At 36.7% G+C, this 19,335-nt stretch carries 16 protein-coding genes; 4 read left to right on the top strand and 12 right to left on the bottom strand.

Annotation, left to right across the window (positions count from 1 at the left end; all coding sequences use genetic code 11):
• Positions 1 to 11: 11 nt before the first annotated feature.
• The 9 genes from mreD to yfmF are packed head-to-tail and all read right to left on the bottom strand — an operon-like array spanning position 12 to position 7,763.
• Complete coding sequence (mreD, locus tag PG086_RS00200; protein ID WP_001237922.1) at positions 12 to 506, bottom strand: rod shape-determining protein MreD; 495 nt, start codon at positions 504 to 506, stop codon at positions 12 to 14.
• A gap of 2 nt (positions 507 to 508) precedes the next feature.
• Complete coding sequence (gene mreC / locus PG086_RS00195; RefSeq protein WP_007520952.1) at positions 509 to 1,324, bottom strand: rod shape-determining protein MreC; 816 nt, start codon at positions 1,322 to 1,324, stop codon at positions 509 to 511.
• A 60-nt stretch (positions 1,325 to 1,384) separates the two neighbouring features.
• A complete protein-coding gene (locus PG086_RS00190) occupies positions 1,385 to 2,179 on the bottom strand; it encodes an energy-coupling factor transporter transmembrane component T family protein (RefSeq protein ID WP_000377878.1) in 795 nt (264 codons plus the stop codon).
• Complete coding sequence (locus tag PG086_RS00185; RefSeq protein WP_033584628.1) at positions 2,172 to 3,011, bottom strand: energy-coupling factor transporter ATPase; 840 nt, start codon at positions 3,009 to 3,011, stop codon at positions 2,172 to 2,174. The genes PG086_RS00190 and PG086_RS00185 overlap by 8 nt, the downstream gene beginning before the upstream one ends.
• Positions 2,996 to 3,823, bottom strand: a complete 828-nt coding sequence (locus tag PG086_RS00180) for an energy-coupling factor ABC transporter ATP-binding protein (RefSeq protein ID WP_270747099.1) — start codon at positions 3,821 to 3,823, stop codon at positions 2,996 to 2,998. Before PG086_RS00180 ends, PG086_RS00185 begins: the two co-directional genes overlap by 16 nt.
• Positions 3,820 to 4,365, bottom strand: a complete 546-nt coding sequence (pgsA, locus tag PG086_RS00175) for a CDP-diacylglycerol--glycerol-3-phosphate 3-phosphatidyltransferase (protein WP_248025613.1) — start codon at positions 4,363 to 4,365, stop codon at positions 3,820 to 3,822. The genes PG086_RS00180 and pgsA overlap by 4 nt, the downstream gene beginning before the upstream one ends.
• 10 nt (positions 4,366 to 4,375) lie before the next feature.
• Positions 4,376 to 5,197, bottom strand: coding sequence for a cytoskeleton protein RodZ (gene rodZ / locus PG086_RS00170; RefSeq protein WP_270747097.1), 822 nt, complete (start codon positions 5,195 to 5,197; stop codon positions 4,376 to 4,378).
• A 35-nt stretch (positions 5,198 to 5,232) separates the two neighbouring features.
• Positions 5,233 to 6,516, bottom strand: a complete 1,284-nt coding sequence (gene yfmH, locus PG086_RS00165; protein ID WP_270747096.1) for an EF-P 5-aminopentanol modification-associated protein YfmH — start codon at positions 6,514 to 6,516, stop codon at positions 5,233 to 5,235.
• Positions 6,513 to 7,763, bottom strand: coding sequence for an EF-P 5-aminopentanol modification-associated protein YfmF (gene yfmF, locus PG086_RS00160; RefSeq protein WP_270747095.1), 1,251 nt, complete (start codon positions 7,761 to 7,763; stop codon positions 6,513 to 6,515). Before yfmF ends, yfmH begins: the two co-directional genes overlap by 4 nt.
• A gap of 160 nt (positions 7,764 to 7,923) precedes the next feature.
• Here yfmF and yaaA point away from each other — a divergent pair, with 160 nt between their 5' ends.
• Both yaaA and recF read left to right on the top strand, forming a co-directional pair.
• Positions 7,924 to 8,292 carry a S4 domain-containing protein YaaA gene (yaaA, locus tag PG086_RS00155; protein WP_033584618.1) on the top strand — a complete coding sequence of 123 codons (369 nt, stop codon included), beginning with the start codon at positions 7,924 to 7,926 and terminating at the stop codon, positions 8,290 to 8,292.
• Positions 8,293 to 8,294: 2 nt separating this feature from the next.
• Positions 8,295 to 9,392, top strand: coding sequence for a DNA replication/repair protein RecF (gene recF / locus PG086_RS00150; protein ID WP_270747090.1), 1,098 nt, complete (start codon positions 8,295 to 8,297; stop codon positions 9,390 to 9,392).
• 52 nt (positions 9,393 to 9,444) lie between these two features.
• On the opposite strand, the gene guaB is transcribed toward recF, so the two are convergent.
• Entirely contained in the window at positions 9,445 to 10,923 is a 1,479-nt protein-coding gene (gene guaB, locus PG086_RS00145; protein WP_000073416.1) for an IMP dehydrogenase, read from the bottom strand.
• A 162-nt stretch (positions 10,924 to 11,085) separates the two neighbouring features.
• The gene (gene trpS, locus PG086_RS00140) at positions 11,086 to 12,111 is read right to left on the bottom strand and encodes a tryptophan--tRNA ligase (protein WP_220106654.1); all 1,026 of its coding nucleotides are present in this window, start codon (positions 12,109 to 12,111) and stop codon (positions 11,086 to 11,088) included.
• A 195-nt stretch (positions 12,112 to 12,306) separates the two neighbouring features.
• Here trpS and PG086_RS00135 point away from each other — a divergent pair, with 195 nt between their 5' ends.
• On the top strand, positions 12,307 to 13,929 hold the full coding sequence (locus PG086_RS00135; RefSeq protein ID WP_270747087.1) for an ATP-binding cassette domain-containing protein: 1,623 nt from the start codon (positions 12,307 to 12,309) through the stop codon (positions 13,927 to 13,929).
• A 61-nt stretch (positions 13,930 to 13,990) separates the two neighbouring features.
• Complete coding sequence (locus PG086_RS00130; protein ID WP_270747086.1) at positions 13,991 to 16,543, top strand: YfhO family protein; 2,553 nt, start codon at positions 13,991 to 13,993, stop codon at positions 16,541 to 16,543.
• Positions 16,544 to 16,564: 21 nt separating this feature from the next.
• On the opposite strand, the gene PG086_RS00125 is transcribed toward PG086_RS00130, so the two are convergent.
• Positions 16,565 to 19,219, bottom strand: a complete 2,655-nt coding sequence (locus PG086_RS00125) for a YhgE/Pip domain-containing protein (protein WP_270747085.1) — start codon at positions 19,217 to 19,219, stop codon at positions 16,565 to 16,567.
• Between the last annotated feature and the right edge of the window lie 116 nt (positions 19,220 to 19,335).

Raw genomic sequence — 19,335 nt, 5'->3', positions numbered from 1 at the left:
TTATTTCTTTCTTATAGATAATATTTTTCAAAAATATATTGGAAAATAAGCATCCATAAAAAGTTTAAAATCATTGATGGGACAAGGCTGTAAACAATGAAAACTGGCATTGATTCTACTGTCAGTCCCATAGCAAGGGCCAGAAGATAACTACCCATATCAAATAGGAAGCTCATCACAACTATTGTTAACATTCTCGTCCAACGGTTCAACAAAGTTACACTATTAAACTTGTGAAGTGAGGCACCTATCAAGATAAATAAAAGTGTCGCAATTCCTATCAAGTGGAAAAAATAGATATCGTACACCAAACCTGCTATACAGCAATAAGCTAAATAGAAGTATTCTGATACCTCAATTGTCTCAAACAAGAGAAATAAAAACAGGAAATGACTTGCTAAGTGAAAATGTGGATAAAAGGATTCTACTAATTGACCAATATGTGCATCAATTAGCACAAGAAAAGGAAGTAAAAAGAAAATACCAACTTGTTTTAACAGTCTCATTGCTAATTCCCCACTAACTCTACCACATGAAGATCTTTAGTATCAGCACTTAACTTTACTGTTACCTCTCGTGTTAGATAATCACTGCTATGAGTTGTAGCAACAACCTCTCCAACAGGAATATCCTTAACATTAAAGTTTCCAAGCCCCCCTGTAGTCACCCTATCTCCGGCACTAATGTCGTTGTTACTGTTTAATTGACTAATTTTAAGAAGTTCGGTTTCTTTGTCATAACCAACGATAATTCCGTAAATTTCAGTAGAACCATGCAAGATTTTAACGGAAATTTTGTCTGAATTTTCGGTGTTTGTCAATAGGTTGATCGTTGTTGAATGATCCTCCACTTTTGAAACACTGCCAATCAAGCCCCCGTTTGCAATGGCCAACATATTTTCAGAAGCACCCTTTGAACTTCCTGCATCTATCGTTAACTCTTGCTTCCAAAATACCGGTGAGCGCGTAATCACATCTGCTGCTAAGTTTTTTGTAGCCTGCAATTTTGACTTCATATCCAGCAACTGACGTAGTTGTTCATTTTCATTTTTTAAACTTTCTGATTGATTAGACTCCACTTCTAGTTTGTAGAGTTGCTTTTTTAAGCTTTCATTTTCATTATAAGTCTGCGTCAAATGGTCCAAATCCGATTTGAAATCGTCAAACCACTGAAAGGGTTTTTGGACAATTCTATCCACTAAAGAAATCCCATCTCCTAGTTTCGTCACAATAGCGCTTGAATAGGTTGTCACTAATAGAACAGAAACTGCCAAAACTGTGACAAAAACGATGATTAGATATTTTGATTTTTTAAAACGGTTCATATTCCTACCTTTATACTAAAAATCTGCTACAGTGAGCTTCTTATCAATCCTACAAACCTGCTAAGATTTTAAGAAAAATAAGAAACATCCCAGTACCAAAATCACAAGAATTGCCAGTGTATCCTTTTGACTCCATCTCAATTGTCTATACTGACTTCTACCCTTTCCTCCCTGATAACCACGCGCTTCCATGGCAATTGCCAATGAATCTGCACGTTTTAAGCTCGTAGCAAAAAGAGGAATTAAAATTGGAATCATAGCCTTTACTTTTTGAACGATGCTACCTTCACCAAAGTCAACTCCACGGGCTTTTTGAGCATTCATAATTCGCGTTGTGTCATCCATCAAGGTTGGAACAAAACGCAAACTCATTGATAACATGAGGCCAATTTCATGAACGGGAACTTTCACGCGTTTCAGAGGCGCCAAAAGTGCTTCAACTGCAGCTGCCAGACTCAAAGGCATGGTCGTTAATGTCAGCAAGGTTGAAAAGAAAATAATCAACACAAAACGACAGAAAATGATTCCCGCTTGTTGCAAAGCATAATCCGTTATTCTTATAAAAGAAAACTCAAATAGGACATTTCCACTTGAAATGAAAAAGAGCTGAAAAAGAGTCGTAAAAGCAATCAGGAAGAACATGGATTTTAATCCCTGAACAAAAAATGAGAGGGAAACGCCCGACAAAGCGATAAATATACCTGTCGCTACAAAAAGAATGAGATTAGCGAGAGGATTATTAGCCCAAAATACAATCAAAATCAACAGAATCATAGCGAGCAATTTACTACGGGGATCCAAGCGATGAATGATGGAATCCCCCGGTATATAACGCCCTAAAATCATACTATCCATTTAGCGACTCCTTAAACTCCTCTATCTTGATTGGCAGTTTTTTAAAAGCTACACCTCTATCTGCCAAACGCTTACAAAAGGCTGTGATTTTAGGCACACCTAACTGCACTTTTTCCATAGAGGCTACATCTTGGAAAACTTCGCTCGGTTTACCACTTTTGACTAAACGCCCCTTTTCCATAACATAGACCTGATCAGCATATGTAGCTACGTCATCCATTAAATGCGTTACCAGAACGATTGTCATTCCAGAAAGGTGAAGTTTTTTAAACAGGGTCATCAATTCTTTTCTGCCCAGAGGATCTAGCCCTGCTGTCGGCTCATCCAAAACCAAGACAGTTGGCTCCATGGCTAGCATACCTGCTATAGCCACACGTCTCATTTGGCCACCCGAAAGTTCAAAAGGACTGCGCTCAAAGAGTGACTCATCGATGCCTACCAAGGCTAACTTTTCACGCGCAATTTTCTTGGCCTCTTCCTCAGAAACTCCAAAATTTTGCGGTCCAAATGCAACATCTTTCAAAACAGTCTCTTCGAAAATCTGATTTTCAGCAAATTGAAACACTAGACCAACTTGCTTTCGAATCTGACGAATTTCTTTATTGGTTGATGTAGGGGTAATGACGGTATCGAAAACTCGAACAGAACCCTTACTTGGTACCAATAGGCCATTTAAAAGCTGTAAAATCGTTGATTTCCCACTACCTGTGTGCCCTACTAAAGCTGTATAGGAACCATCCTCAATCGTCAAAGAAACATCAGTCAAGGCTGATGAAGATAGGGGAGTTCCCTCTTGATAGGTAAAGCTCACATTTTCTAGAGTAATTCCCATAACTTGTCCTCTAGCTCTCCTTCTGTCAAATAGTCATCCGGCAACTGATAACCAGTCTCTCTCAAAGATTCTCTCAATTGATTAGTAAAAGGTTCATCCAACCCTATCTGGTCAAGGTCATCCCGAGAAAAAAGTTCTCTTGGGCTGCTGGTTGACTCCACTTGGCCTTTTTTCATGACCAAGACACGGTCACTCATCGCAACTTCTTCCAAGTCATGTGTAATGGAGACGACTGTCATCTGATGGTCTTTTCGAATCTCTTGAACTGTCTGAATCAGTTCTCTTCGTCCCTCGGGATCCAACATACTTGTAGCCTCATCCAGAATTAAAATAGCTGGCCTTAGGGCAACAACTCCCGCAATAGCCACCCGCTGTTTTTGTCCACCAGATAAGCGAGCTGGTTCTCTCTTCTTAAAGTCCAGCATCCCTACCAACTCCAAAGATTCAGCCACTCTCTTCTTCATTTCTTCTCGAGGAAGTCCCTGATTTTCTAAGCCAAAGGCGACATCATCTTCAACAGTTGCACCCACAAATTGGTTATCTGGATTTTGAAAAACCATACCAATTTGACGGCGTAAGTCCCAAACATTCTCAGAGGACAACAATTGCCCATCTATCCAGATTTCCCCAGACTCTGCTTCAAACAAGCCATCAAGCAAACGGATAGTTGTCGATTTCCCACTCCCATTATGACCTACAATTGAAAGCCATTCTCCACGTTTCACGTGAAACGAAACGTTATTAACGTCATAATGTTCCTGATTTTCCTTATAACGAAAAGACAGTTCTTTTACTTCAATAATCGATTTCATCTTGAACCAAATGTCCCTTTGAATACATGAGCGCTACCCTTGAAATAATCATAGCCAGAGTAGATAGTGAAAAACAAAGCGATATAAAGCAACAGCTGACCAATTAAATCCCAATGTAAGAGCAAAAAGATAATGGCAAACATCTGACTAAAGGTCTTGATTTTCCCTGGCATCGCTGCTGCTAGAACTGTCCCCCCCGTCTCAACAAGCAACAAACGCAAGCCTGTCACCGCAAGTTCACGACAGATGATAATAGCAACAACCCAAGCTGGAGCCATACCTAACTCAATCAACATGATAAAAGCTGACATAACCAACAGCTTATCGGCCATCGGATCAGCAAACTTTCCAAAGTTGCTGACTACATTCCATTTACGAGCAAGATAGCCATCAAGATAATCCGTTATACTAGCAACTGCAAAGATGATCGCTGCTAGCAAATGACTGCCTTGTGAATGGCCCAAAGTCAAAATAAGAATAAAGAGAGGTATGAAGAGAATTCTACCAATAGTTAATACATTAGGAATTTGTTCTTTTTTCATTGATTTTTCCTTAATCTGTAGTAAATGTAAGTGTTACAGTTCCAGTCTGAGTTGTCAGCTTCGAAGTATCAATCGTTTGATTGTCCACAGTCACAGTAACTCCCTTCACTACACCTAAAGTAATGGTAACGGGATTCTTAGTTGAAACTGTTGTTTTTGCATTCTTATTGTCTGCGGATAGTGTCACACCACCCTCCAGCTCACTTCCTGAAACACTTACCCAACTAGTTGCATCTGATACTGCCAGTTGAACAGTAGCGATTTCCTTACTCGTTTTATACCGAGCTTCAATGCGGTTTCCTTCGCCTGACACTGTAATAGTTGATTCCGTAGTAGAAGACGAGCTAGACGTCTGACTACTAGAAGATGAACTAGATGAGGTTGTGGAACTAGTTGAGCTCACAACACTATAATTAGCTGAAGAAGGACTTGGCTGAGTTTGGATGTAGTTCCAAACATAGTAAGTGACAAAAATTAAAATTGACAAAGCAAATAGAACGAAATAAAACAAGGGGAGATAAGACGTTTTTTTCTTATTTGATCGTCTGCGACCAGACAAGTCTTCTTCATCGACATCTACCTCTTCATAAGTGATCATACTACCTGAATCATAGGCATCCAAAACAATTCTCTCATCCAACTCTACTGCCCATGCATATTTTCTTAAAAAAGAACGAGCGTAGAAGGTACTAGGAAGTAAATCGAAATCATCAGCCTCCATGGCTTCTAGAAAATGCAACTGAATTTCAGTTTTTTCCTGTAATTCTTCCAAACTCAATCCCTGGTTAATTCTAGCTAAACGTAGAACCTCGCCAATTGTTTTTTTTCTCATACGTACCATTCCTTCTTTCTAGTATTAGTCATCTTTTAAGCTGGAAAGATTGTAAAATCAACTAGATCACCATTATCAATCAAACGATGTCCAGCTTCTAGAACATCCTCCAAAGTAATTTCCTGTAAAATTTTCGGAAAATCAAAAATTGTTTCTCCGCGATCCATCGGATCGTATTGAGTTGCAATAAATTCCAAAGAGTTCATGCTACTGAAAAACTCCCCAAACATCTCACTCTTAACAAGATCTAAATGTTCCTCGGTAATATCCGCATCATTACTAAACTGACGAATCGCTTTACGAAATTGATGCGACAGAGAAACAGGCTCTTTGGTATCCATTGTCAATATCACAAAATGAAAGCGACTGTTGACCTCAACCTCAAGTGACAATGACGCATCTAACTTCCCAGACTCATATAACCTTTGAAAACGATCAGAAGTCCAACCAAACATCATCGTAAATAGTAATTTCAATAAAATATTGTGACGATAAGACTCAGCTTCTGTTATTTGCCCATTACCTCTAATCGCAACAGCAAGTTTAGGTGAAGAAACTTCCATCCGCAGACTATCTGTTTGCTTCACAGGCTGCAAGGGTAGTTGCTCTTTTGAAACCGTAAACTGTTCTAAAGTCTTCTTTTCCTTTTTCGAAAAGTATTCCTCAACAACTTCCACATCAATATTTCCAACTAAAAACAGTGACATATTGACAGGTTTGTAAAACTCTGTAAAGTTCTCTTTTAAATTTGAAACTTGAATCTCAGAAATTGATTTTTCACTTCCAACAATGTCTGTTGCTAAAGGAGTATCAGGATAAAGGTTGGCTAATGTTGCAAAAAACAAACGTGAGTCTGGATCGTCTTGGTACATCTCTCGTTCTTGCTGGATAATATTCTGTTCCCTCAAAACAGACTCTTCTGTAAAATAAGCATCTCCGACTAACTCATTTAGCATATCTAAATTCTCTAATAGATGGTCAATTGTTGAAAAAAGATAGCTGGTCTTAGTAAAGCTTGTAAAAGCATTACTGTCCGCACCTAATCGAGTAAAAGCTGCCATCATATCCTCAGAATTTTCTCTTTCAAACAATTTATGTTCAAGAAAATGTGCAATTCCTGCTGGATGATGACGTAAACCTTTTTCCAAGCTTGTATAAGTTGCATCTACAGAACCAAATTGAACCGTTACAATCCCATAAACCTCATTGAAATCTTGCTTAGGGAGTAAAGAAACTGTCAATCCATTTGACAATTGTGTTTTGTAGACTGTTTCCTTTACAGCAGGATAGTATTTTTCTTCAAAAGTAACCTTTGTCATTCTACTCCTTCCATAAAGTAAATCGCTTGTAACTTCAAACTGTTGGCAGCTTTACATACAGCTTCTTTATCAACACTCTCTAATTTTGCCACCAATCGATCCATATCAAAGCTTGATTTCCCCAATAGAGCATTCAAATAGGCTCTTTCAACCAGGGTCTGTTGATTATCTTGAGCCATCAACAAAGATCGTCGAATCATCTCCTTGGTTTGTTCAAGTTCAAAATCTGTAAAGTTACCCTTTTTCAGATCTAGCAATTGATGATTCATCATTTTTCTAGCCTGATTTCGATTTTCTCTATCAATACCCGCATACATCCTTAACAGACCACTAAACAAATCCAATTGACTAGAGACTGAATAGGCTATTCCAGCATTTTCACGAACATTTGTAAAGAGTTTCGAATGTGCAAATTCACCCAACAAACCATTCATGACAAGCATGGGTAAATGCTCATCATCGCCATATTTTACAGGAGAATGATAGCCCATTTCCAAAATAGATTGTCCAACATTCCTCTGAACCATTCCTTCTTGTAGAACATTCGAATAAGATTGATAATATTGGATAGGAACACAATTCTCTCTAGCTGTAAGGGATAATGATTTCAGCGATTCTGTAATTTCTACTTCATTAAAATCACCTAAGAAAAAGAAATCAATTCGATCATTTTTCAGAGCATCTTGAAAGCAAGTGTAGCTACTTTCCGGAGACTCATTTGAAATGCTATTTCGTAAATCACTGTATCTCAATTGAAGACGCTCATCACGGAAGAACAAGCTATCCAACTCCTTATGAGCAAAATAAAATGAATCATCCATATCAGTGGCTAAACTAGCCAACAACTGTTTTCTTTCAATTTCAAATAGGGCTGGCTCAAAAGCACCATCTTGAACTAAGGGGGAAAATAAAGTCTGTTTCACCAATTCCAAAATTTGAGAAGTCAAGACATTCTTTTTACTTAAAAAATCATCTCTCACATAGGTAAATGTTAGATCAAGAATATGTGCCTGTCCCCTACGATAAGCACTTGTGGAAATATCCGTTCCATATAAGCTTGCCAAATATCTGCGAAATGCTTGTGATGTTGGGTAAGCTTGATTTGCCGTCTCCAACATACTTGCACTTAACATGCGTCCTGCTATTGTCTCAAGAGATAAGGGAGCAGTAAAACGAATAGTAATTTTATTTGTTTTAAACTTTTTGGATTGAACAAAATGTGCTGAAATTCCAGGCACTAATTCCATACCTTACCTCCTTACATATAGAGTTCTATTATACCACGAAAATCAAAATTTTTCTTGTTCTCTTTATAGCTTTAAAGAGTAAAACCGTTTTCATTTCAACTGACTTTCCTTCAGCTATTTCGATGAAAATATGGTATAATACCAAAGATTGAGGTGAATTATGGAATACAAATTATTTGAAGAATTTATCACGCTCCAAGCCCTCCTAAAAGAGCTTGGAATTATACAAAGCGGCGGTGCTATCAAAGCCTTTTTAATAGAGCATCAAGTTTACTTTAATGGTGAGTTAGAAAGTAGACGTGGGAAAAAAATCCGTATTGGAGATACAATTGACATTCCTGATTTAAAGGTTGACATCACCTTGACACAACCAAGTTTAAAAGAGCAAGAAGAATATCAAGCAGACAAGATTGAGAAAGAGCGAATTGCTAAACTTGTCAAAGAGATGAATAAAGGTGTCAAGAAAGAAAAACAAAAAACTTCTTCATCACCTAAGACCAAACAAGCTCCACGTTTTCCAGGAAGATAACTATGTGGCTCCAACATTTAACAATTAAAACCTTTCGAAACTATAAAGAGGCAAAAATTGATTTCAATCCAAAATTAAATATCTTTCTAGGTCAAAATGCACAAGGAAAAACCAATATTCTAGAAGCAATCTATTTCTTGGCCTTGACACGTAGTCATCGGACTCGGACAGATAAAAATCTCATTCATTTTGATGACGAGCAACTCCATCTTTCTGGCTTGCTACAGAAAAAAACAGGTTCTATTCCTCTAGAAATTGATTTAACGCCAAAAGGGCGTGTGACTAAAGTCAATCACTTAAAGCAAGCTCGCCTCTCAGACTACATCGGACATATGAATGTGGTCCTCTTTGCACCTGAAGATCTCCAGTTAATTAAAGGGGCCCCCTCTGTTCGTCGAAAATTTATAGACATTGAACTGGGACAAATTAAACCAATCTACTTGTCAGACCTATCAAACTATAACCATATACTCAAACAAAGAAATACCTACCTAAAATCCAGCCAAAAGATTGACGAAACATTTCTGTCAGTCTTAGATGATCAGTTAGTAGAATACGGTTGTCGCGTCATAAAGCATCGGATAAAATTCATTAAAGAGTTAGAGAAATTTGGTCAAAAAAAACACTTAGAAATTTCAAATCAATTAGAAGAGTTGTCAATATTTTATCAATCATCTGTCAACTTCACTTATGAAGAACAGCTAACAAGTTCCTTTAAAATCGCTTTAGAAAAAAGTAGATCCAGAGATTTATTTAAAAAGAATACTGGTGTTGGTCCTCATCGAGATGATATTTCTTTTTATATAAATGGGATGGATGCTAGTTTTGGAAGCCAAGGCCAACATCGTAGTCTTGTTCTTTCTATAAAACTGGCGGAAATTGAGCTAATGGAAAGTATTACCAATGAGTCTCCAATACTACTGCTTGATGATGTTATGAGCGAACTTGACAATACACGGCAACTAAAATTACTAGAAACCATTTCTCAATCTATCCAAACCTTTATTACAACAACAAGTTTAGACCACTTACAAAACTTGCCAGAAAACCTTAGTATTTTCAATATTCAAAACGGTAAAATTTCTGTAAATCAAAATTGACAACACTGTAAACAAAAAGAACTCCTGAAAATCAGGAGTTCTTTTTTACTTCCTACATAGAGTAGTTTGGTGCTTCATTAGTAATTTGTACATCATGAGGATGACTTTCTTTTAGACCAGCCCCAGACATTTCAATAAATTGAGCGTTGTCGTGTAATTCTTTAAGGTTAGCTGCACCACAGTAACCCATACCAGAGCGAATACCACCAATCATTTGGAAGACAATATCAGCTGCTGCGCCTTTATAGGCAACACGTCCTTCAATTCCTTCTGGAACAAGTTTGTTTGCTTCATTGACAGAACCTTGGAAGTAACGGTCACTTGAACCTTTCTTCATTGCAGCGATGGATCCCATACCACGGTAAGTTTTAAACTTACGTCCTTGGAAGATTTCCGTTTCACCTGGTGCTTCGTCTGTTCCAGCGAACATTGATCCAAGCATAACCGCATTTCCACCTGCAGCAAGGGCTTTTACAATATCTCCAGAATACTTGATTCCACCATCAGCAATGATTGTTTTACCATATTCACGCGCAACAGCTGCTGCATCATAGATTGCTGTCACTTGTGGGACACCAACCCCTGCAATCACACGAGTAGTACAGATAGAACCTGGTCCAATACCGACTTTGACAACATCTACACCTGCATCATAAAGAGCACGTGCACCTTCTGCAGTGGCAATATTACCCGCAATTAAAGTGCGGTCTGGGAAGTGAGCACGAATTTCAGCAATTTTACGTAGAACACCAGCAGAATGACCATGGGCAGTATCAATAACAATTGCGTCAGCTCCTGCTTCAAAAAGAGCCTCTGCACGTTCAAATGTATCTGAAGTGACACCTACCGCACCTGCAACTAAGAGACGACCAAACTCATCTTTGGCAGCATTTGGAAATTCAATCACTTTTTCAATGTCTTTAATAGTAATCAAGCCAGAAAGACGACCTTCTTCATCAACCAAAGGAAGTTTTTCAATACGGTGTTCTTGAAGAATGCTTTCAGCTGTTGCAAGATCTGTACCAACAGGAGCAGTAACAAGATTTTCACTGGTCATGTGATTTGAGATTGGCTGATTGTAATCTGAAATAAAGCGAAGATCTCGATTTGTTAAAATACCAACTAATTTACGATTTTCAAGTGTCTCAACAACTGGAACACCACTGATACGGTAACGCCCCATAAGCTCATCTGCTTCAGCAATCGTGTGTTCTGGAGTCAAAAAGAATGGATCAATAATAACACCATTTTCAGAACGTTTTACCTTACGAACTTCATCTGCCTGTTGCGCGATAGACATATTTTTATGGATTACTCCAAGACCACCTGCACGAGCAATGGCAATAGCCATTTGACTTTCTGTGACTGTATCCATGGCGGCTGTTATAATTGGGATATTTAAAGTCAGATTATCTGCCAATTTTGTTGTTAAATCTGCATCATTAGGCAACACATGACTTTCTGCTGGAATGAGCAATACATCATCAAAGGTAAAACCTTTTTTTAAAAATTTAGTATCCCAATTAGACATTGAAGTTTCCTCTTTTCTTTCTTTTTGAGCTTGACTCTTTTTGTATTGTATCTATCATACCATTCTATGAAAATTTGTCAATTATATTTATGGTAGAAATCATAAAAAAACTATCCCTGTGATCCTATGGAAGAGATAGTTTTACGATTCATATTTTATCTATTATTTAAAATAATTTAGTCCCATTGCTCCCTTAACTTCAGATAGAGTTTGCCCCGCAACCTCACGCGCTTTCTCACTACCTTTTTGAAGCATATTGTACACTTCTCCCATATCCTTAGCAAATTCGATACGGCGCTCACGAATAGGACCAAGTTCGCGTTCTAATATTTCAAGTAGATAACGTTTCGTCTTCACATCACCAAGACCACCACGTTGATAATGTTCTTTCATATTCGCAATTTCTTGAGCATCTTCTGGACGACCAAACACATCTAGATAATGGAAAACCATGTTTCCTTCAATCTTACCTGGATCCTCCACTCGAATATGGTTTGGATCAGTATACATGCTCATGACTTTTTTACGCAAAGTATCCGCATCATCTGCTAGATAAATACCATTATTAAGGGATTTAGACATTTTAGCATTTCCATCTAGACCAGGCAAACGTCCTGCCCTCTCATTTTCTGGATAAATACCTTCCGGTTCCACCAAAACATCACAGTTGTATGCGTTGTTAAAAGAACGAACAATTTCACGAGTTTGCTCAATCATTGGTTTCTGGTCTGTTCCTACAGGAACATAATTGGCCTTGAAAGCAGTAATATCTGCTGCTTGCGCAATTGGATAGACCAAAAATCCTGTCGGAATACTTTCTCCAAACCCTTTCTGAGCAATCTCTGTTTTCACCGTAGGATTGCGCTCCAAACGAGCTAGTGAAACCAAATTCATATAGTACATAGATAGTTCAGCCAACTCTGGAATCTGGCTTTGAATAAAGATAGTTGATTTGCTTGGATCCAATCCAACTGCTAGATAATCCAAGGCAACATTCCCAATTGATTCTACAATCGTTTGAGGATCTTTGGCGTGATCTGTCAATGCTTGTTGGTCCGCCAAAAAAACAAACATCTCATACTTGTCTTCTTCCTGCAGTAATACTCTATTTTTGAGACTTCCAACATAATGTCCAATATGCAATTTCCCTGTTGGGCGATCTCCTGTTAAAATAATGGGTTTCGTCATTTTTTTCTCCTTCGAAATGGTCTCTTCAATTATAGCATTTTTTTGTTAAAATAACAGAAAATTTTTTAAATCAAATAGCCAATACGCTGTAAACAAAGTTGTAAATTTAATTGACATAAAATTGACAAACAAAAATTTGAATATTTCTCTCTTTTCTAGTAGAATAAATGTATTACATATTATAGGAGAAAAACATTGCTTACAGTATCTGATGTTTCACTACGTTTTAGTGATCGCAAACTTTTTGATGATGTCAATATCAAATTTACAGAAGGAAATACATACGGATTAATTGGTGCTAATGGTGCTGGGAAGTCTACATTCTTAAAAATCTTAGCTGGTGATATCGAGCCAACAACTGGTTACATCTCTCTTGGTCCAGATGAACGTCTCTCTGTTCTCCGTCAAAATCATTTTGACTATGAAGACGAGCGAGTTATTGATGTCGTCATTATGGGAAATGAAAAACTTTACAACATCATGAAAGAAAAAGATGCCATTTACATGAAGGAAGATTTTTCCGATGAAGATGGTGTTCGTGCAGCTGAACTTGAAGGTGAATTTGCTGAACTTGGAGGTTGGGAAGCAGAAAGTGAAGCGTCTCAACTACTTCAAAACCTAAACATTCCAGAAGAATTGCACTATCAAAACATGAGCGAATTGGCCAATGGTGAAAAAGTGAAGGTTCTCCTTGCTAAAGCACTTTTTGGCAAACCAGACGTTCTTCTCTTGGACGAACCAACCAATGGGTTGGATATCCAGTCTATTACTTGGCTAGAAGACTTCTTGATTGACTTTGATAACACCGTTATCGTAGTATCCCACGACCGTCACTTCTTAAACAAAGTGTGTACTCATATGGCCGACCTTGACTTTGGAAAAATCAAACTCTATGTCGGAAACTACGACTTCTGGAAGGAATCTTCTGAGCTTGCTGCTAAATTGCTAGCAGACCGTAATGCTAAGGCAGAAGAAAAAATTAAGCAATTGCAAGAATTCGTTGCTCGATTCTCTGCTAATGCTTCTAAATCAAGACAAGCAACGTCTCGTAAAAAAATGCTTGACAAGATTGAATTAGAAGAGATTGTGCCATCTAGTCGTAAATATCCATTTATCAACTTTAAAGCAGAACGTGAGATTGGTAATGATCTCTTGACAGTAGAAAATTTAACTGTAAAGATTGATGGCGAAACTATCCTAGACAATATTAGTTTCATCTTGCGTCCAGGTGACAAGACTGCTCTTATTGGACAAAATGACATCCAAACGACTGCATTGATTCGCGCCATTATGGGTGACATCGACTATGAAGGAACTGTCAAGTGGGGAGTTACTACTAGCCGTTCTTACTTGCCAAAAGACAACTCGGCTGATTTTGCAGGAGGAGAGTCAATCCTTGACTGGCTGCGTCAATTTGCAAGTAAAGAAGAAGATGACAATACCTTCCTACGTGGTTTCCTTGGTCGTATGCTCTTCTCTGGTGATGAGGTTAACAAACCTGTAAACGTCTTGTCAGGGGGAGAAAAAGTACGTGTCATGCTTTCAAAACTCATGCTCTTGAAATCAAATGTCCTTGTACTTGATGATCCAACAAATCACTTGGACTTGGAATCTATCTCAAGCTTGAACGATGGATTGAAAAACTTTAAAGAATCAATCATCTTTGCCAGTCATGACCACGAGTTTATCCAAACTTTGGCAAACCATATCATTGTTTTGTCTAATAATGGCGTCATTGATCGTATTGATGAAACCTACGATGAATTCCTAGAAAATGCAGAAGTACAAGCAAAAGTTAAAGAACTTTGGAAAGATTAAATAAGACTTCAAAACTCAGTTGGGGTAACCAACTGAGTTTTCTATCATTCTACGAGGTAACATGAAATCATTTTTTAAAACATATTGGACCTATTTTGTTTCTTTTATCATTCCTGTAGTAATTATGACTGGAGTATACCTAATTCAAGGTATCTACTGGAATAGCGATACATCTCCACTATTAGGAGATGGTTTCCATCAATACGTTATTTTTGATGTGGCTTTACGAAATATTTTACATGGAAATGGTAGTTTGTTTTACACCTTTACAAGTGGCCTCGGACTGAATTTCTATGCTCTATCTAGTTATTACTTGGGTAGCTTTCTTTCACCCATAGTTTACTTTTTTAATCTGTCGAATATGCCAGATGCTGTCTATCTAACCACTCTCTTAAAATTTGGATTGATTGGTCTGTCAACCTTCTTTAGTTTGACTAGATTATTTAAAGATATCCCAAAATTTTTAAAACTTGCATTATCTACTTCCTATGCTTTAATGAGCTTCACTGTCAGTCAGTTAGAGATTAAAACCTGGCTAGATGTTTTTATCTTGATTCCTTTAATTATAACTGGTTTACACCTACTTATAACACAAAAGAAGCGCCTACTATACTTTACAAGTTTGTCAATCTTATTTATTCAAAATTATTATTTTGGGTATATGACAGCATTGTTTCTTATTTTCTGGTATCTCTGCCAAATTTCTTGGGACTTTAAAACTCGAAAATCATCTTTTCTTGATTTTGTTGTTACCTCCTTTTTAGCTGGAATGGCTAGTTTGATTATGACTCTTCCTACACTGTTTGATTTACAAACTCATGGAGAGAAGTTGACTGCCATCACAAAATTAAAGACAGATAGTAGCTGGTATTTGGATATTTTTGCAAAACAATTCATTGGATCTTTTGATACAACTAAGTATGGATCTATACCAATGATTTTTGTTGGACTGCTTCCTTTTATTTTGACCATTCTATTTTTCACAATAAAATCCATAAGGTTTCACGTGAAACTTACCTATGCAATTTTCTTTACTTTTTTAATAATAAGTTTTTATATAGAAGCACTTGATTTATTTTGGCAAGGGATGCATACCCCGAATATGTTTTTGCATCGCTATGCTTGGATTTTTTCCACTCTGTTAATTTATACTGCAGCAGAAGTATTAAATCGTCTGAAAGAACTGAAGCTATGGAATCTATTTTTCTCACTTTTTCTTGTACTAACAGGATTTTTGGCCACTGTCTATTTTAAATCACACTATTCTTTTTTAACTGATTTGAATATCCTGCTCACTCTTGAATTTCTACTAGTTTATGCTCTTTTACTTCTTACAGTCATTAGAAAATTTATCTCTGTAAATCTATTTGCAATTCTTTTGTCTTTATTTATAACGGCTGAGATAAGCTTAAATGCATCATCTCAAATGGAAGGAATAGCTAAAGAATGGGCCTTTGCTTCTCGTAGCGCCTATAATAGAGATATCACCTCTATGGAATCCATTCTAAACCAAATTGACAATCCATTTACACGTACTGAAAAACTGCAAATTCAGACTGGAAATGACAGTATGAAATTTAACTACAATGGAATCTCTCAATTCTCGTCTGTACGAAATCGTTCAGCTAGCACTAGTTTGGACAAACTTGGATTCAAATCCTCTGGAACCAACCTTAATCTCCGTTATGCAAATAACAGTCTTTTAGCAGACAGTTTATTTGGAATCCAATACAATATTTCTGAAACTTCACTTGATAAGTATGGCTTTCAAGAGATTTATCAAAAGGATCATTTAATCTTATATAAAAATCAACTCTCTTTACCCATTGCCTTTGCCACTCAATCTATTTACAAAGATGTAAACTTTAACAATCACACTTTAGATAATCAGGCTTTATTTATAAACCAGCTTGCTAATCTCAACTTAGATTACTTCTCCCAAATAGCATCTGATAAAACAGATACTTCAGATGGTTTAACGAGCATCACAGGTTCTGCGAATGAAGATGCAAAGATTGATTATCAAATTGAGGTTCCTCAAAATAGTCAAGTCTATCTCTCTTTTTCAAATCTTCATTTTACAAACGATAAGCAAAAGAAAGTTGACATCATTGTCAATGGAGAAAAAAAGACTTTTACAACTGACAATGCATTTAATTTCTTTAATTTAGGTTATACTGAAGAACAAAAAACTTTCAATATCAGTGTTAGCTTCCCTGGAAATTCTCAGGTATCATTTGAATCTCCAACCTTCTATCGTTTAGATACTCAGGCCCTAACTGAGGCAATCCAAAAAATTGAAGAACAACCTGTAGAAGTATCCACCTCTAAAAATAAAGTCTTTGCTACATATGAAGTAAAACAAGATACCTCTATTTTCTTCACTATTCCTTATGACAAAGGTTGGTCTGCATACCAAGATGGAAAAAAACTTGAAATTAAGCAGGCTCAAACTGGTTTTATGAAGGTTGATGTTCCAAAGGGAAAAGGTACCATTACACTTTCCTTTATCCCTAATGGTTTTGTTATTGGAGCAGCCTGCTCACTAACTGCCCTTCTTCTTTTTGGAATCTATAATCACAGACGAAATTTATCTAAGACAGAAAAAGATTGACCAATTCCTTGGCCAATCTTTTTAATCTTCTTCCATTTTCTTAGGTTGATAAGCTAGCATACCTAAAGCAGTAAAGAAAGCTAGTGTTATAATAAGGAAAATCACTTGGTGATGAATATTTCCTGTCATAGAGATTGTTTGTCGTAAACCTGATACAGAGTAACTCATTGGTAACCAAGGATTGACACCCTTAAAGAAATCATTTGTCAAAGCAAGTGGATAAGTTCCCGCACTTGATGCTAATTGCAATAATAGCAAAATAAGAGAGAAGAAAGCACCTAAGCGACTATTCCATGTTGTTAATGCAGTTACCATAGACATAAATGTTAAGCTTGCGATAATAATTAAGAACAAGGTTCTCATTTCATGATTTGCTGTTAGACCAATAAGATGAACGCCACCATAGACTAAGACAGCGGCTAAAACAGCTATAACTCCATTTATCTCAAAGCGAGATTTGAACCAAGCCCAGCGAGTTTCAGGATGACGACCTGAAGGTAATTTAGCAAAAATCATATTTGTTGATAATGCAGCGACAAAGAGAGCGACTGATATCATATAAGGAGCCATAGCAATCCCATTTACAGGAACTTGATCATTATCTGTCTTTGAAAGACTTAAGGGTTCCGTTAATGTTTCTGCATTTTTTGACTCTGTTGATGCTGATTTTAGTTGATTGCTAGCACTTCTTAAGCCTTGTCCTAGATCAGTAGTTCCTACTTGTAAACTTTCAATACCAGCAGTTAAAGTTGCTCCACCTTCAGCTAATTTTCCAGCACCATCTGCAATTTTTGCTGCTCCATTTCCTAATTGAGAACTAGCTGAAAGCAATTGACTTGATTTATCTGTTAATTGACTTGAACCAAGCTGTATTTTATCAAGTCCTGCAATTAATTCCGGACTCTTGCTATTTAATTGGTTAGAACCAGATGATAGTTTTTCAATACCTGTTACTAATTCTGGAGTTTTCCCAGCTAGAGTATCCAAACCAGTTGTCAATTTTGAAGAGTTTTCTGTCAACTTGGTTGAGCCAGAAACCAATTGATCCAAACTTGTTGTTAAAGTTGTATTCTTTTCACTTAGTTGATTTACACCTAAAGAAATAGTATCCAATCCTTTAGTATACGCATTAACTCCATTTTCAATTGATTGACTTCCGGGAACTAACTGATTATCTACAGCATTTTGCAACTGTGTAAATCCACTTGACATAGATGTCAAGGAACTAGACGCTATAGGTAAAAGTTGATTTGCTTTAGTCTGTAAAGTAGAAAGATTAGAGACTGGTTGGTTTATACTTCCTAAATTTTCTTTTAAATCTCCTGCCGTCGTTAAAATTGCTTTTGCTGACTCTATCGTAGAATTAGAATTATTTGAAACAGCTTCAGTCAATTCTTTTTTCTGAGTTTCAGTGAGAGATTGATAAGTTGCTGTTGCTTGAAGATTTGTAAGAGTTTTCTCTTGCTCTGCTTGACTATTAGTCACAATAGTTTGAGCAAGAGTCGTTATATTTGTTAAGTCATTAGATATTGTATTTTTAAGATCAGTATTATCTGAAACTGTAACTGATTGGAGAGCCTTATTCAACTCATCTAAACTGCTTGCTAACTGTGTTATATCCTCTTTCTGTTGAGATGAAGTATTTAATTGTGTGGATATTTTTTTGATTCCTTTATTTAATTGAGTAATACCGTCTCTCAATGTATCTGATTGACTTGATAGTTGGTTTGTACCAACAGATAATTTGTCAACTCCGCTTGTATAGGCATTGACACCAACCGAAAATTGACTGAGACCTGAATTGAGTTGTGAAACTCCACCTGTATAGGTCTTTATACCTGTATTCAGCTGATTTACACCTGTCACCAACTCAGGAGTTCTTGAGGCCAATTGACCAAGTCCAGTGTCAACCTGTGAAACTGCATTTGTATAACTTTGTAAACCACTATTAAAAGTTCCTAAACCAAGATGTAATTGCTCTATGGCAGATACATAGGCAGACAATCCTTTTGTAAATTGATTAGCACCATTTGAAAAAGTTACACTTGAGTTAGCTAGAGTATTGAGATTTGTCGTCAATGTTTGACTTCCTTTTGCTAACTGATTAGTCCCATCAGCCAGTTGTTCACTTCCATCAGCTGCTTTATTTATCCCAGACTTCAAGTCACTCATTTTTTGAAATAGTGCCTTGGTATATGTTTCAGTTACATTCGTAGAGACGGTTTGTTTTAATTGTGTCATTGCAGAATCACTCATCTTACTTGCAATAAAGCTACGACCGCTTGAAGTTTGATAATCAATTTGCATCTGTTCAGGGTGATTTGTTAGGATCGAAGTAGCTTTTTCAGATAAATCACTTGGTAAAGTCACTACCATATAGTATTCGCCATCATCTAACCCCTTTTTCCCCTCTTCTTCATTGACAAAATGAAAATCCAAAGTCTTATTTTCTTTTAAATTAGACACCATGTCTTTTCCTATAGCCATTGTATTTCCATTATAAGAAGCTTCCTTATCATTATTAACAACTGCTACAGGTAACTCCGATACTTGACCATATGGATCCCACATTGACGATAAAAATATGATATTGTATAAAGCTGGAATAAGAGAAATCCCTATCATTACAATAATGAATGTCGGTTTTTTAAAAATTGCTTTCCATTCTTTAAACATATTTCCTCCTTTTTTTTAAACATATTGTCTAAATTTTTGATATAATAGATTATACATTAAAAAATCTAAATTACAAGATAAAAAATATTTTTTTAGACATATAGTCTAAATTGTTC

The organism is Streptococcus halitosis, from assembly GCF_027691175.1.
GTDB lineage: Bacteria > Bacillota > Bacilli > Lactobacillales > Streptococcaceae > Streptococcus > Streptococcus halitosis_A.
Note: the sequence above shows the minus strand (reverse complement) of the source record. Positions and strands in the feature narration are given on the sequence as shown.

What these genes read in the sequence shown, in the direction of transcription:
- guaB (WP_000073416.1), bottom strand. Translation starts at nt 10,923, where the DNA reads ATGTCTAATTGGGATACTAAATTTTTAAAAAAAGGTTTTACCTTTGAT.
- rodZ (WP_270747097.1), bottom strand. Translation starts at nt 5,197, where the DNA reads ATGAGAAAAAAAACAATTGGCGAGGTTCTACGTTTAGCTAGAATTAAC.
- trpS (WP_220106654.1), bottom strand. Translation starts at nt 12,111, where the DNA reads ATGACGAAACCCATTATTTTAACAGGAGATCGCCCAACAGGGAAATTG.
- PG086_RS00185 (WP_033584628.1), bottom strand. Translation starts at nt 3,011, where the DNA reads ATGGGAATTACTCTAGAAAATGTGAGCTTTACCTATCAAGAGGGAACT.
- yfmH (WP_270747096.1), bottom strand. Translation starts at nt 6,516, where the DNA reads ATGACAAAGGTTACTTTTGAAGAAAAATACTATCCTGCTGTAAAGGAA.
- mreC (WP_007520952.1), bottom strand. Translation starts at nt 1,324, where the DNA reads ATGAACCGTTTTAAAAAATCAAAATATCTAATCATCGTTTTTGTCACA.
- PG086_RS00180 (WP_270747099.1), bottom strand. Translation starts at nt 3,823, where the DNA reads ATGAAATCGATTATTGAAGTAAAAGAACTGTCTTTTCGTTATAAGGAA.
- PG086_RS00190 (WP_000377878.1), bottom strand. Translation starts at nt 2,179, where the DNA reads ATGGATAGTATGATTTTAGGGCGTTATATACCGGGGGATTCCATCATT.
- mreD (WP_001237922.1), bottom strand. Translation starts at nt 506, where the DNA reads ATGAGACTGTTAAAACAAGTTGGTATTTTCTTTTTACTTCCTTTTCTT.
- recF (WP_270747090.1), top strand. Translation starts at nt 8,295, where the DNA reads ATGTGGCTCCAACATTTAACAATTAAAACCTTTCGAAACTATAAAGAG.
- PG086_RS00130 (WP_270747086.1), top strand. Translation starts at nt 13,991, where the DNA reads ATGAAATCATTTTTTAAAACATATTGGACCTATTTTGTTTCTTTTATC.
- yaaA (WP_033584618.1), top strand. Translation starts at nt 7,924, where the DNA reads ATGGAATACAAATTATTTGAAGAATTTATCACGCTCCAAGCCCTCCTA.
- PG086_RS00125 (WP_270747085.1), bottom strand. Translation starts at nt 19,219, where the DNA reads ATGTTTAAAGAATGGAAAGCAATTTTTAAAAAACCGACATTCATTATT.
- yfmF (WP_270747095.1), bottom strand. Translation starts at nt 7,763, where the DNA reads ATGGAATTAGTGCCTGGAATTTCAGCACATTTTGTTCAATCCAAAAAG.
- pgsA (WP_248025613.1), bottom strand. Translation starts at nt 4,365, where the DNA reads ATGAAAAAAGAACAAATTCCTAATGTATTAACTATTGGTAGAATTCTC.